This window comes from Microbacterium sp. 77mftsu3.1, assembly GCF_900100525.1.
In the GTDB taxonomy this organism is placed as follows: domain Bacteria; phylum Actinomycetota; class Actinomycetes; order Actinomycetales; family Microbacteriaceae; genus Microbacterium; species Microbacterium aquilitoris.
In genome coordinates, this window is the sequence record NZ_FNCR01000006.1 from 116,810 (window position 1) to 130,163 (window position 13,354).

The following is a 13,354-nucleotide window of genomic DNA, read 5'->3' on the forward strand; positions in this document are numbered from 1 at the left end:
AAGACACCAGCACACCGTTGACGAGGAGCCCACCATGGTCATCATCACGAACGACGTCGAAGCCTCCCGTGAGAACGCACGCGAGAAGGCCACAGGCCGCTTCGGCGCGCAGGGCCACTCCGCCCCCGAGATCACCCTCGGCGCGAGCATCGACCTCTCCTCCTGGGCCCCGCTGGCAGTGGACACCAAGCTCGCCGACATCTACAACCAGCGCGCCACGGCCGCTCAGCCGCTGAAGTACGCCGAGTACGACCTCGAGCGCAAGCAGGGCGACCTCGAACGCGCCCAGGCCGACGCCGAGAAGAACGGCGGGGAGCACTGGGAGGGGCAGCTCGACTACTACGACGGGCTCGTCGCCGACGCCGAGGAGAAGGTCGGGAAGATCTGGGAGCAGGTGGACGCGCTGACCCTCGAAGCACGCCCGTACGAGGCGGAGTTCCGTCGCCGCCCGTGGACCCGCGCCTATCTCGTCGACAACACGAACGGCCACGTCCATTCGTCGATGCATTGCAGTACATGCAACCGAGATGGGAGCCGGACGAGCTTCGCGTGGATGGTCGACTACTCCGGCATGGACGAGGACCAGATCGTCAGGGATGCTGGCGAGCGGGCCTGCACAACCTGCTACCCCTCGGCGCCGGTGTCGATCCTGAATCAGCCGACGAAGATGTTCACCCCCGACGAGAAGCGCAAGCAGGAGGAGCGCGCCGAGCGGGAGAAGGCGAAGGCGGAGCGCGAAGCGAAGAAGATCGCCAACGCCCTCACCCCCGACGGCTCCGAGCTCGTCGTCTACCCGGAACCGCCCGAGTCCGGCCGTCGGCAGTGGGGCGAGAGCTTCAAGACCGAACGCGCCGCCGTCATCTGGGCCACCGACCAGCTCATGTACGCGAAGTGGTACGGCGACCGCGAGCAGGACCCCGCACGCACCAAGGCGAAGCAGGACGCTATCCGGGTCGTCGCCGAGGCCATCGCCACCAAGCACAGCCGCCCGGTCGAGTTCGTCCTCGAGGAGCTCGAGATCAAGGCGCAGGTCAAGAACAAGGACCTCACCAAGAAGGCCGCCGACCAGGCTCTCGCCGCCGCCGCAGCCAAACACGGCGTCGCCCGCTGACCTCGCGCCCCGCGCGAGGTCAGCGCTGGACGGGGCTCCCCGTGTTCGCCCGGGCGCGCGTGACCTTCTCGATCGTCGCCTGAGCGGCCGCGCTCGGCGACTCAAGGTCCCGCATCCCGTGATCGGCAGCCTCCTGGCCGGATGAGAACAGGGGAACGTCGGTGGCGTACTCCGCACATGACGGGTCTAGGTGCCCTCGCATGATGCCGATGCGGACAGCGAGCAGCCGTGACGGGTCGGCGTGGCCGAGCCAGCCGGAGCAGACGTGCTCGCTGTCACCCTGGTGGCACATGAATGTCTCCACCGGCTGCGCGAATGTCTCCGCGTCGTAGCGGGGGAGCTTCTCGTACTCGCTCTCATGCCAGACACCCGAGTTGCTCTCCGAGCGGCGGTACGGGCAGGACGCGCACGGGCGCGGGCGAGGAGATGCAGGCATGGCACCCTCATTCGCGGTCACCTCTCCACGGTAGCCGCGTACATCATCTGCATGACCGACATCAGCGCCGTCGATAAGGCCGCACGTGAATCCGCACGCCAGAAGTCCGGCGAGTTCGGAAAGCAGACCCATTCCGCCCCCGAAGCCACCCTCACCGCCGAAGCCCCGACGAAGTCCGCGCGCGAGCAGCGCATCGAGGACGGGAAGCAGCGGTTCAAGGGCATCCACCGGCAGTGGCTCGCCGCGCAGCGCGACCTTGCTGCCGAGTTCGCTGGCCAGGCGTTCGAGACCGCGCCGATCGATGCCGACAAGATCGTCTTCACCGGCGGTGGCGGGTACGACTCGATGAGCTACCTCGGCATGTACGACGCGGACGGCGAGTGGGTCCACCGCGAAGGGCTCGACTACCGCGACCTCGCCGAGTGGGCAGACGCGGACGCGAAGTCCGCAGGCCTCGTCAAGCACGGCACCCGCTACGAGCTCCGCGTCGGGAAGGACGCCACCCGCGAGCGCATCGGGGCGCTGCAGTACGAGTGGCGGAAGGGTGTCACCGGCCGCAGCTCCGCAAGCATCGGCGACGACATCGACGCCGCAGCCACCCGGTACCTGAACCAGGTCGCCGCCGAGCAGGGATGGGACTCCATCCAGCTCGACTGGGAAGACGAAGGCCGCGAAGGCCTCGTCGCAAAGAAGATCACCGCCGGCGGGAAGACCTACCGTGCCGGCTCCGGCGACCTCGACGACCACGAAGCGCTCTGGGCCGCCACCCAGTTCGCCCGGCCCACCGACCGCATGACCCGCACCGACGGCGTCGCACCCTTCACCCTGACCTTCGAACGCTGAGGACCACGACCATGACCACGCAGAACGACGTCAACCGCGAGAACGCCCGCCGCACCAACGGCGAGTTCGGCAACCACGACCACACCGCGCCCGAGGCGACCCTGCCCACCGACCCGAAGCGCGACCTCGTCAACAGCATCCTCGCGGAGTACTTCGACGGGCAGAGTCGCGACGAGATCGGCATCGACGAGGTCCGCGACCTGATGCTCGACGCCATCAACCAGCAGCAGAAGCGCTCCCTCGTCGTCGTGGACGGTGAAGGGCACGCGCACGGCGGTAACTCCGACCACGAGGTCCTCGAACTGGACTACCTCGGCGAGTTCTACGACGACGGCAACTCCGCCGAGTTCCATGTCGAGCGCGCCACCGAAGATCTCGAGAAGATCCGCGAGGCCAAGATGGACCGCGACCGCGTCGGCTTCGAGCTCCGCGAGTATATCGTCGACAAGCTCTACGACGAAGACGGCGAACCGCTGATGCCTTGGTACGACGACGACGACGCGCAGCTCATGGGCGGCCGGTACGGCAACACCGTCATCATCGAAGACTTCCGTGACAAGGCGAAGATCACCGTCCGCAACCTCGCGACCGGAGACATCGTCAGCGAGCACACCACCTTCGGCGCCGCCAAGGCTGCCGCCCTCCAGGCGGGAGCTCCCGCGTGAGCGCCGTCGAGCAGCGTCGTGAAGACCACCGCCACGGCGACGGCACGTTCGGGAAGCAGGACCACACCGAGCCGGAGGCGACGCTGACCCCCGAGGAGCCGACGTTCACCAGCGAGCACGGACGCCGGCTCGAGCAAGAGGTCGCACAGGCGCAAGCCGCACTGGACAAGGTGAAGGACGAACGCCGCGAGCAGCACCTCATCGAGATGGCCAGGTACGCCCCCGCGGACGTCGAGGTCATCGTCTTCCGAGGCCAGCGCGACGAAGAGGGCACGCTCGACTCGCTGTTCTTCGACCACGCCGAGGACGAAGCGAACGACGTCTCCATCGACCCGGCCGTCAGCGCGCACCTGTACACCGTCGCATGGGACTTCGGGAGCCCCGGCGACTACGCCGCCGACCAGTGGCTCGACACCGACGGCAGTGACGAAGAGGAAGAGGTCTACTACCGAATCGACCTCGACGAAGGGACCGCCCTTCTGCACGCCCAGCACTACCGCGATGCCCTGTACTCCGACACGCACGACGGCGGCTTGGCTCCGCTGCAGCTGCGGTACGGGCTCGACGCGTGGACAGAGCGCACGATGCGCACCCGCGCGCACAAGGCCGGCATCACGAACATCTACTTCGGGATCTCCGAAGAGCTCGCCGGCGTCCAGGTCGTCGCGTTCGACCACGTCGACCACGGACGCATCGCTCCCGACGACGCCGACGGCGACCACATGTTCATCGTCGGGCAGGGGCAGGAGTTCGCTCACCCCACCGAGGCCATGGTGAGCACCGGTGACAAGGACGCACCCCTGAGCCTGAAGGTGTGAGCGTGGCAGGCAGCAACGGCGTCATCCTCGCCGCGGACCCCGCCACAGGGATGCTCCGTGAGTGGGAGGTCGATGTCTCCGACATCGACCTCCTCGCGCACTTTTCCGCGCCGCCGGGTACATCTTCGACATGACCTCAATCAGTGCTGCCTCCGAAGCTGTCCGCGAGTCTCACCGCCAGAAGGAGTCCGGCCGATTCGGTAAGCAGGAGCACACCGCTCCCGAGCTGGGACTGCCCGCCACGGTTGCCGCGATCGAAGACCTCTGGGAGACGCGGAAGGTCCTCGGCGACGAGGTGCAAGCGACCCTCGTCGCCGGCGTCGCCGCACGCCTTCCCGACAGCGTCTCCGGGATCCGGTTCCGCGTCATCGACGGTCAGCTCACCGCCATCCGCCTCATGCCCTCCCTCGCCGGGGTTCCCACCGAGAACACCAACCAGGTCCTCGACGACGTCCGGACCATCGAAGCCCTCGGCCAGAACCGAGCGAACTGCGTAGACCTCCGCCCCATCGACGGGGAGACCGACACCTGGGAGTGGGCGCCCACTGCCGAGCAGCGAGCCCTCACTGCCGACGAAGCCGAGGCCCTCCGCGCGGAGGCGAGTGACCGGTTCCACGAGGCCGACTACGACCTCCACGAAGTGGCGGCCGCCTACCTGCAGGGCAACATGCCCGAGTGGGTCGACGAGGTGGAAATCGCCGCACTCCCCGGCCGCCCGTTCACCATCGACGCCGCCTACGACGCCGACGGACAGCACATCCCCATCAACCGGGACGACCCCGCCTGGGTGGACTACGCCACCGTCCTCCGCCGCGCCCCCGGCATCGGCCGGTACGCGACCGCGCTGCACGAGACCCACCGCGCCCCCTACGTCATCACCCGGAAGGCCTGACATGACCAACATCGACCCCCGCCACGAAGCCGCTCGCGAAGCTCACCGCCAGCCCGGTGGCGAGTTCGGCAAGCAGGAGCACAGCGCCCCGGAGACGTCGTTGCAGTCGGGTTCTCCGCTCCTGTCCGAAATCGCGGAGTACGTGAACCAGTACGAGGGTGCGCAAGAAGCTCTCGTCCCGATCGGGTATAGCGGCCCGCACGAGGACTGGGCGATCAAGCGCTGGGCGGACTTCAAGCTCGACAACGCCGAGAAGGCGTACGAGATGCTCAACGCGGCCAAGGACCGCATCGACGAGCTCGAACGTCAGCTCGCCCAGGAGCAGGCGAAGAACGCCATCCCCCAAGAGCTCGCCACAGCCATCGAGGACGACTTCGCGAAGATCTCCACGGAGCAACCCGGGCTCTTCGTCCCTCAGCACGGCGCCGACAACGGCGACGGGTACATCGACGTCGTCGCAATCGTCGACGGAGAGACCGCTCGGAAGTACACGATGACCCCCGAAGGGGATATCGACTCGTACCGCCTCTGAACCGCGCATGAGGTGACCAGGGCCACCGCGATACGGTGAGCCCACGACCGGGGGAGACGGCGATGACGCACCGCACCATACGCAGGGCCGCGGCCGTCGTCGCGCTCGTCTCCGGGTCTATTGCGCTCGCCGGGTGCATCTCCCTCGGCCCGAAGGACATCAACGACGCTCCCGCAAGCGTCCCCCACCCGACTGCGACGAAGACTGCTGGCGCTCCCGGCGCGGACGACCTGATCGTCCGCACCGCCGACACCGAGCTCCGGCTCGAATCGCTCCCCGAAGAAGCCGGGTACGAGGGCATGCCCGATGGCGCCCCTGCCCTCACCGGCGACGAGCTCTACGTGTTCGTCCGGCAGGACGGCTGGATGCTGTTCGCCGAACAACGCGGGGGAGACGTCGTCGGCTGCGGCCCCGACCTGGCCGAACCCGAGGTGACCGACCTCGGTGACGGATGGTGGAAGGTCACGAACCGCTCCGAAGCCGACACGTATGCGCTGTGGCTCCACGCCGGCAGCGGCCCCGGCCTCCCGATGGGCGGGACCGTCGGCGCGTCCCAGGCGTACGTCGAGTGGACCACCGAGACCGCGTTCGACGTTCCCGCCACAAGCGCGCTCGACATCACCACCTACGGTGACGCGGATGGCCTGTCCATCACGCTCAGTCTCTCCGACGTTGACACCCCTCTCACCGCCGTGAAGGCAACCATCACGGCCGTCGGAGACACCGGGAGCGTCGAGACGGAACTATCCATCCCCGACTGGGCGTGCGATCAGCCCGGAGACCTCACCCTCCACGCACCCCTCGCCCAGGAGAAGCTCAACGGCATCAGCGAGGTCACCGGCTACACAGCCGAGCTCTACCTCGACGGGACCACCTACACCGCCACCGGCGATATCAACACGGCCGCCAGCGCCGAGCCCAAGTGGAGCCCCGCCCTGCCCTGACGGGGCGCATAGGAGCAGCGGCGACACCCGAGGCGCATGGCGCACCTCACCATCGCCGCGGGCAGGCAAGATCTTCGTCACGCGGACGTCGCCACCCACCCCACGAGGAGCATTCCCATGGCCATGACCGTTGCCACCGACGGTGCCTGCAAGCGCAATCCCGGTCCCGCCGGATGGGCGTGGGTGAACGACGAGGGCGCGTGGGCGTCCGGCTCCCTCCGCGCCGGAACGAACAACATCGGTGAGCTCCTCGCGCTCCTGAACGCCATCGACGAGTTCCAGTACGTCGGCGACCTGCAGATCAAGGTCGACTCGCAGTACGTGATCGACAGCTACTCCAAGTGGATGGACGGGTGGGCGAAGCGCGGGTGGACTACCGCCGCCGGCGCACCTGTCGCAAACGTGGACATCATGAAGCAGCTCCTCGAGGCCCGGAACTGGCGACGCACCCACGGTCTCCCCGACGTCATCCTCGTGAAGGTCAAGGGCCACTCCGGCGACATCCTCAACGGGTGGGCCGACATCCTCGCCGTCCAAGCCTCCGAGCGCGGCGCTGCTGGCATCGAAGACGTCCGCGGGACGGAGGAAGGTGAGCCCGCCGCAGACATCACGCGCCTGCCCGAAGGGGCCACCGTTCGCCCCGCCACACCCAAGCGCCGCTACCGGCGCCGCTGAGCCGCGCACATGACCGGTATGACCGTCGTAGACCCTGAGCTCGAAGCACGCCGCCGACCGAACGGAGAGTTCGGTTCGCACGCTCACACCGACCCGGAGGTCATCATCGAAGGCGACATCCACCCGTCCACCCGCGGCATCCGCGGGAAGGTCACGGTGGACTTCACCGACAAGCCCCACTTCCTCCGCCGCCCCGTCATCTCCCAGCAGGAGGTCGACGTCGTTGTGAACCTCGACTGGCGGAGCGCCGCACAGACCGTCGACGACCCGGACCGTGGCGAACGCATCGTGGACGGCCAAGCACACGTCCCCACCGGCCTGTCCGCGATCGCGCCGGACGACGAGGTGCTCGCACTCCTCACCCGCCGTCCCATCGTCACCGAGGGCCTCCGCCGCGCGGACGCCGCGGCTGTCGTCACCACGGAGCTCCGCCGACGCGCCCGACTGGTCACCATCATCGACGACGAGATCTGGGCACGCTCCACGCTCACCAGTTGACCGCGCCGCGCACATAGGTTGCATGACCCTCGACGCCACCGCCGAAGCTGTCCGCGAGCACCACCGTCACGCCGACGGCACGTTCGGCAAGCAGCACCACACCCACCCCGAGCTCACCCTCGGTCAGTACCGGTACCCGGTACTCAAGAACGGGCTCCACCCGGCACTCATCCAGCTGTACCCCGTGCAGGTCGACGGCGAGTGGTCCGTCACCGCGCACGAGATCCTCTTCGGCGATGGGGAGGGCGTCCGAACATCCCCCGATTCGCTCATCCACCCCATCGCGCTCCCGCTCACCGACGAGCAGGCCGCGGAGGTCGCCGACACGATCGAGATCGCGTGCACCCTCGACGAAGCCCCCGCCTGGCTCCGTGACGCGGTGCTGCCCTCCCTGGTGGACTGGGACGCGCGCGCTCGGGAGACCGACACGTGGAAGAAGGACCGCCACGACGAGATGACGGCCGCCGGCGCTTTCGCGACCACCTGGGACAACGAGTACATCACCGACTTCGAGCACACGTTCCCCTCGAACATGCCGCTGGATGCCGCCGCTGGCCTGTTCGATATGGAGGAGCTGCCCGACGGCGACCCGTCCTTCGAGACGGAGCGTGAGCTCGCTGCCGCAGAGCTCAGCCGTCGCGCCGCGCACGGCATGGGTGGCATCCTCACTGACATCCGCGAGCTTCGCGCCGGTGACCAGATCAGCCTTGCCCATCTGAGCGAGCACATCGACTTCGACACCGCCGAGCTGCACACCGTCACTGCCACGGACACGTGGGGTGACATCGCGAAGGTGCAGCTCGAGGGCGGCCGCTACGTGCACTTCCCGACCGGCGCTCGCGTCCCCACCGCCGGTTACGAGGTCGACGGCCAGGAGGTCGCCCCCGGTTCGCTCGTGAAGGAGCTCGTCGCCACCGGCGCCATCTCCTACCGGTCCAAGGGTGACCCGCACGCAGGCATCGTCGCCCGGTACAACACCGAACGCGGGCTCACCCCCGGTGACGACGGCTACATCACCCCGCTCACCCCCAACACGACCGGAGCAACCCTGTGACCCACATCGACCCCACCCACGAAGCCGCCCGCGAAGCCCACCGTCAGGCCGGAGGTGAGTTCGGCAAGCAGGAGCACAGCGCTCCGGAGACGTCCCTCGTCGCAGACCTCGACAGCCTGCAGTACCTCCGTGGCGAAGCCGCGGCCACAGCGAGCGACCAGGCCATGCACGCACGCGTGCAGTCCTTCGTCGCGGAGGCGCGGGAAGAGGTCCCCGAAGCCGTCGCGGCGACGTTCGTCTGGAACTGGCAGGACGACGGGAGCAAGCGCATCCTCTTCGACCACTTCATCAGCGAGGGCGGCGACGCTATCTTCGAAGAGGCCGGCGACATCTACGACTTCGAGATCGACGACGCCCTCGCCGCCGCTCAGTATGGCTTCGAGGACCAGGGAAAGCGCGACACTCTCGTCCTGAACTTCGACACGATCGAGCTTCCCGACCCCGAGCGAGCCGCTGCCGAGGTGGCAGTTCGACGCGCGATGAATACCGCGCCCGGTGGCGAGGCGATTCTCCCGCTGGTCCTCAAGACGATGCGCGAGGAGGGTGGCATCGCGCCCGCGAAGCTCGCCGAGCGGGTTGCGAACCTGAGCGACGAGGAGCAGCTCGCTCTCGTGACGATCTACGCGAAGGCCATCGACGACATGCAGGCCGTCCTCGCCCGCTGACCCCGAACGCGCTGAACGCCCCGCTGAGAGCTCAGCGGGGCGCTCTCACGTGTGGGCTACTTCTGGACGGGAGAAGCCGCGGCGTGGCGGCTCAGCGCCTCGAGCAGCGACTTCTCGACCTCCGGGGGAGCGACGGCTGCGCTGGCGTTCTCGTTGGCGACAGCGGTGGCGACCTCGGCGCGCAGGATGGACGTTGAGCGTGGGGCCTGGATGCCCAGACGGATGCTGTCGCCCTTCACCTCAACGACCACCAGCTCGATGTCGTCGCCGACGAGCACACGCTCGCCGACTCGTCGTGTGAGAACCAGCATGGGTCAACCTACTTCCGTGGGCGCCGTGGCGCGGTCTGTGAGGACACCGATGGTGTCGAGGGAGAGTCCCGCCGCCGTCACCTCGTCGTAGGAGAGGACCGGCAACCCGTCCGTCTGCGCAGACACCAGCCGTCGAACCGCGGGCCGCAGCGCCGGAGCGCACACCAGGACCGGGTCAGGTCCCAGCGATGCCCCGTTGACGGTGGCGGTGAGGTTCTGGATGAGGTGCTCCAAGCGGTCGGGGGTGATGAGGACGTGGGTGCCCTCCTCGGTCCGCGTGAGGTTCTCGAGCATGTTCTGCTCGAACATGGGGGCGATCATCACTATGCGCAGCTTCCCGTCCTCAGCGTGCTTCGCTGCGATCGCCGGCCCCAGCGCGCCCCGGGCGGCCTCGATGAGGCCCTCCGGGTCGGTGGAGGTCTTCGCGCGGAGGGCGAGCGCCTCGTAGATGCGGGCGAGGTCGTTGATGGGGACACCTTCGGCCAGCAGGCCGCGGAGGACACGCTGGACCTCCGCGAGCGTGAGGAGCGCCGGGGTGAGCTCGTCGACGGCGGACGGGCTCACCTGACGGAGGCTGTCCGTCATCAGGCGCACGTCCTCGCGGGAGAGCAGCCGGGCAGCGTGGGAATGGATGATGGCCGACAGATGGGTGATGATGACCGACGCGCGGTCGATGACGGTAGCCCCTGCCATCTCCGCCTGGTGGCGAAGCTCGATGGGGACCCACTTGCCGCTCATGCCGAACACCGGGTCGGTGATGATGTTGCCCGGCAGGGTGTCCAGGTCCAGGCCGAGGGCGAGGAGCGCTCCACGCGGCGCTGTGCCACGGCCTGCTTCCACACCGCCGACGCGGATGACGTAGGTGGTGGGTGGCAGGTCGATGCTGTCGCGGGTGCGGACCTTGGGGACGACCATTCCGAGCTCGCCGGCGGTCTTGCGCCGCAGGGCTTTCACTCGGCCGAGAAGGTCATCGGGGCCGCCGGTGACGAGGTCGATGATGTCGGGGGAGAGGAGGATTTCCAGTGGGGTGACCCGGATCTTCTCCATGAGCTCTTCCGGTGTCTCCGACGTGGGTGCGGCGGCCGCGGCGGCGTCCGCTTCCAGGGCGTCAGCGGTGCGCTGCTTCTCCTTCTCATTCGCCTTCACGCGCTGGGCGGCGAACAGTAAGACAGCGCCGACAGCCAGGAACGCCAGCAGCGGCATCCCCGGGATGAAGCCCATGAGGACGGCGGCGAACCCGGCGATGAGGAGGGCGTTGCGGGACTGGGCGAGCTGAGCGCTCGCGGTCTCACCGATCTCCGCTTCAGCGTTCGAGCGGGTGACCACCATGCCGGTGGCGACCGCCATCAGCAGGGCGGGAATCTGGGTGACCAGGCCATCTCCGATGGAGAGGATGGCGTAGGTGTTCATCGACTCGGCCGGGTCCATCCCGTGCATCATCATGCCGATGGCGAAGCCGCCGATGAGGTTGATGGCGATGATGACGATGCCGGCGATGGCGTCGCCCTTCACGAACTTCGAGGCACCGTCCATCGCACCGTAGAAGTCGGCTTCGGCGCCGACCTCCGCTCGGCGGGTGCGAGCCTCCTCGTCGGAGATAAGGCCGGCGTTCAGGTCCGCGTCGATCGCCATCTGCTTGCCTGGCATCGCATCGAGGGTGAAGCGCGCACCGACCTCGGCGACGCGCTCGGCGCCCTTGGTGACGACGACGAACTGGATGACCACCAGGATGAGGAACACCACGAACCCGATAATGAGCGAGCCGCCGACAGCGATCTGCCCGAACGCTTCGATGACCTGGCCGGCGTGAGCTTCCCCGAGGACGAGCTTGGTGGAGGCCACGTTCAGCCCGAGACGGAACAGGGTCGCGATCAGCAGCAGCGACGGGAAGACGGAGAAGTCCAACGGCTTCTTCACGAACATCGTCGTCAGCAAAATGACCAGCGCCAGCAGGATGTTGACGATGATCAGCAGGTCCAGCAGCGGCGCCGGGACGGGCACGATGAGCAGCAGCAGGATGCCGACGACCATGATGGGGACGCCGGTCTTGCTCAGCAAGGTCTTCATGTTGCCTTCCTCCGCGGGAGGGTGTGGACGCCGCGGGGTGTACCGCGCTTTCGGAGCCCGTCTACGAAGACGAGAACGTGAGCGACGGAGGTGTACAGCTCGGCGGGGATCTCGGCCCCCAGGTCACATGCAGCGTGCAGTGCCCGGGCCAAGGTGATGTCCTTCACGAGAGGGACACCGGCCTCAGCCGCCTTATCTCGTATGCGCTCCGCCGTGAAACCGCTGCCCTTGGCCACCACGCGAGGGGCGGACTTGCCGGCCTCGTACTTCAGCGCCACGGCGATATGGGTCGGGTTGACCATCACAACGTCGGCATCAGCGACGGAGGAGATCATCCGGTTGCGGCTCATCTCCATCTGGCGCGCTCGCCGCTGGCCCTTCACGTGGGGGTCGCCTTCCATCTTCTTGTGCTCGTCCTTGGCTTCCTTCTTCGTCATCCGGGTGTGCTTCCGGTTGCGCTTCATGACCACGAACACGTCAGCGATCGCGAGGAGGACGCCGACGACGATGGCGGTGACCAGCAGGGAGGAGATGCCTCCCGCTGCGATGTCGAGCAGGCGGGCGATGGCGTGCGCGCCGCTGGCAGTGAGGACGGGGACGAGCCCGGAGATGACGAGGTAGAGCGCACCGCCAATGGCTGCGGTCTTGAGCAGGGACTTCGCGCCCTCCCAGAGCGACTGGACGCTGAAGATGCGCTTGATGCCGTTCCAGACGTTGAACTGCTCGAACTTCGCGGGGATGCCGCGGGGGTGGACGCCGCCTTGCGCGATGGCGACCAGGAGCGTGGTGACACAGATCGCGAGCATCATCGCTCCGAGGATGGCCGGCACTGCCCCGACCGCCTGGGCGAAGACAGCGTTGGCGTTGTCGATCGTGGGGTTCTTGATGACCCCGGCGATACCTACAAAGGTGGCTCCACCGGCGTCCGCACCGGCAGATACTGCGCCAGGCATCATGAGGGACGCCGCTCCGATTCCCAGCCACGCGGTGAAGTCCTGGCTGCGGGTGACCTTGCCCTTCTTGTAGGCGTCCTTGAGCTTCTGCTCGGTGGCCTTCTCGGTCCGCTCTCCGCTGTCGTCGCTCATCGGAACACTCCCTGCATGAGGCCGAACGCGTCGTCGACGATGGCCGCGACGATGGAGGGGAGGGCGGCGATGACGGTGGCCGCCAGGAGGACGGTGAGGAGGATCTTCACGGGGAAGCCCATCGCGAACGCGTTCAGCGCCGGGGCGACGCGCGTGATGAGACCAAGGCCCGCATCAGCGAGGAACAGCACCAGACAAAGGGGCCCTGCGATCTGGACGGAGGAGACGAGCATCTGCGCGGACGTGTCGATGAGCAAGGCCGCGGGGGTGGACATGTCGATGGCGCCGGTGACGGAGACCGCGTCGAAGCTGCGGAACAGGCCCGCGAGGATGAGCTGGTAGCCGTTCGTAGTGAACAGCAGGACGAGGGCTGTCAGCTGGAACAGCTTCGTGAACTGCGCTCCGTTGGTGTTCATCTGCGGGTCGAACGCCTGGGCGAGCTGGAAGCCGCCGAAGGTGTCGATGAGGTTGCCAGCGGACTGGATGGCCGCGAAGCACACCATCACTAGGAACCCGAGGAGGGCTCCGATGATGACCTGCATGACCAGGGCGCCGATGAACTCCGCCGTGCCGAGGCTCTCGTAGCCGGGCGCGACGACGTGGCCGACTGTCAGCGACAGGGCGACGGCGAGCATCGCCTTGATGCGCATGGGGAACGCGCCGTACGAGAACGGGGGTGCGATGACCAGGAATGCAGTGATGCGGACGGCTGCCAGGGCTGTCGCCTCGAGCCAGACGAAGTCGATGGGGATGTACAC

At 67.7% G+C, this 13,354-nt stretch carries 17 protein-coding genes; 12 read left to right on the forward strand and 5 right to left on the reverse strand.

From position 1 onward, the window contains the following. The first annotated feature begins 34 nt into the window (after window positions 1-34). Window positions 35-1,111: a hypothetical protein gene (locus tag BLR68_RS15340; protein WP_018185939.1), complete on the forward strand. Its 1,077-nt coding sequence runs from the start codon at window positions 35-37 to the stop codon at window positions 1,109-1,111. Between the two features lie 19 nt (window positions 1,112-1,130). Here the strand turns inward: BLR68_RS15340 and BLR68_RS15345 are convergent, their stop codons facing one another. Further along, window positions 1,131-1,547: a DUF6283 family protein gene (locus BLR68_RS15345; RefSeq protein ID WP_018185940.1), complete on the reverse strand. Its 417-nt coding sequence runs from the start codon at window positions 1,545-1,547 to the stop codon at window positions 1,131-1,133. Window positions 1,548-1,598: 51 nt separating this feature from the next. Between BLR68_RS15345 and BLR68_RS15350 the strand changes: the two genes are divergently transcribed. The 11 genes from BLR68_RS15350 to BLR68_RS15395 all read left to right on the forward strand — a co-directional run bounded on the left by BLR68_RS15350 (window position 1,599) and on the right by BLR68_RS15395 (window position 9,133). Further along, a complete protein-coding gene (locus BLR68_RS15350; RefSeq protein ID WP_018185941.1) occupies window positions 1,599-2,390 on the forward strand; it encodes a hypothetical protein in 792 nt (263 codons plus the stop codon). A gap of 11 nt (window positions 2,391-2,401) precedes the next feature. Beyond that, window positions 2,402-3,055: a hypothetical protein gene (locus tag BLR68_RS15355; protein WP_018185942.1), complete on the forward strand. Its 654-nt coding sequence runs from the start codon at window positions 2,402-2,404 to the stop codon at window positions 3,053-3,055. Beyond that, window positions 3,052-3,873 (forward strand): hypothetical protein, encoded by an 822-nt coding sequence (locus BLR68_RS15360; protein WP_018185943.1) that lies wholly within the window; start codon window positions 3,052-3,054, stop codon window positions 3,871-3,873. The genes BLR68_RS15355 and BLR68_RS15360 overlap by 4 nt, the downstream gene beginning before the upstream one ends. Window positions 3,874-3,875: 2 nt before the next feature. Next, window positions 3,876-4,007, forward strand: coding sequence for a hypothetical protein (locus BLR68_RS18230; RefSeq protein ID WP_256335411.1), 132 nt, complete (start codon window positions 3,876-3,878; stop codon window positions 4,005-4,007). After that, a complete protein-coding gene (locus tag BLR68_RS15365; protein ID WP_018185945.1) occupies window positions 4,004-4,765 on the forward strand; it encodes a hypothetical protein in 762 nt (253 codons plus the stop codon). The genes BLR68_RS18230 and BLR68_RS15365 overlap by 4 nt, the downstream gene beginning before the upstream one ends. 1 nt (window position 4,766) lies before the next feature. Further along, the gene (locus BLR68_RS15370) at window positions 4,767-5,297 is read left to right on the forward strand and encodes a hypothetical protein (RefSeq protein ID WP_018185946.1); all 531 of its coding nucleotides are present in this window, start codon (window positions 4,767-4,769) and stop codon (window positions 5,295-5,297) included. Between the two features lie 62 nt (window positions 5,298-5,359). Continuing rightward, entirely contained in the window at window positions 5,360-6,241 is an 882-nt protein-coding gene (locus BLR68_RS15375; RefSeq protein ID WP_018185947.1) for a hypothetical protein, read from the forward strand. A gap of 117 nt (window positions 6,242-6,358) precedes the next feature. Further along, the gene (locus BLR68_RS15380; RefSeq protein WP_018185948.1) at window positions 6,359-6,916 is read left to right on the forward strand and encodes a ribonuclease H family protein; all 558 of its coding nucleotides are present in this window, start codon (window positions 6,359-6,361) and stop codon (window positions 6,914-6,916) included. Window positions 6,917-6,925: 9 nt separating this feature from the next. Then, the gene (locus BLR68_RS15385) at window positions 6,926-7,414 is read left to right on the forward strand and encodes a hypothetical protein (RefSeq protein WP_143015797.1); all 489 of its coding nucleotides are present in this window, start codon (window positions 6,926-6,928) and stop codon (window positions 7,412-7,414) included. A 22-nt stretch (window positions 7,415-7,436) separates the two neighbouring features. Next, the gene (locus BLR68_RS15390) at window positions 7,437-8,468 is read left to right on the forward strand and encodes a hypothetical protein (RefSeq protein WP_018185950.1); all 1,032 of its coding nucleotides are present in this window, start codon (window positions 7,437-7,439) and stop codon (window positions 8,466-8,468) included. Then, window positions 8,465-9,133, forward strand: coding sequence for a hypothetical protein (locus BLR68_RS15395; RefSeq protein ID WP_018185951.1), 669 nt, complete (start codon window positions 8,465-8,467; stop codon window positions 9,131-9,133). The genes BLR68_RS15390 and BLR68_RS15395 overlap by 4 nt, the downstream gene beginning before the upstream one ends. 56 nt (window positions 9,134-9,189) lie before the next feature. Here the strand turns inward: BLR68_RS15395 and csrA are convergent, their stop codons facing one another. Genes csrA through BLR68_RS15415 form a run of 4 tightly spaced genes read right to left on the reverse strand, consistent with a single transcriptional unit; the run spans window position 9,190 to window position 13,354 of the window. Further along, entirely contained in the window at window positions 9,190-9,444 is a 255-nt protein-coding gene (csrA, locus tag BLR68_RS15400; RefSeq protein WP_018185952.1) for a carbon storage regulator CsrA, read from the reverse strand. A 3-nt stretch (window positions 9,445-9,447) separates the two neighbouring features. Continuing rightward, entirely contained in the window at window positions 9,448-11,511 is a 2,064-nt protein-coding gene (locus BLR68_RS15405) for a flagellar biosynthesis protein FlhA (protein ID WP_018185953.1), read from the reverse strand. Then, window positions 11,508-12,596, reverse strand: a complete 1,089-nt coding sequence (locus BLR68_RS15410) for an EscU/YscU/HrcU family type III secretion system export apparatus switch protein (RefSeq protein WP_018185954.1) — start codon at window positions 12,594-12,596, stop codon at window positions 11,508-11,510. Before BLR68_RS15410 ends, BLR68_RS15405 begins: the two co-directional genes overlap by 4 nt. Next, entirely contained in the window at window positions 12,593-13,354 is a 762-nt protein-coding gene (locus tag BLR68_RS15415) for a flagellar biosynthetic protein FliR (RefSeq protein ID WP_018185955.1), read from the reverse strand. Before BLR68_RS15415 ends, BLR68_RS15410 begins: the two co-directional genes overlap by 4 nt.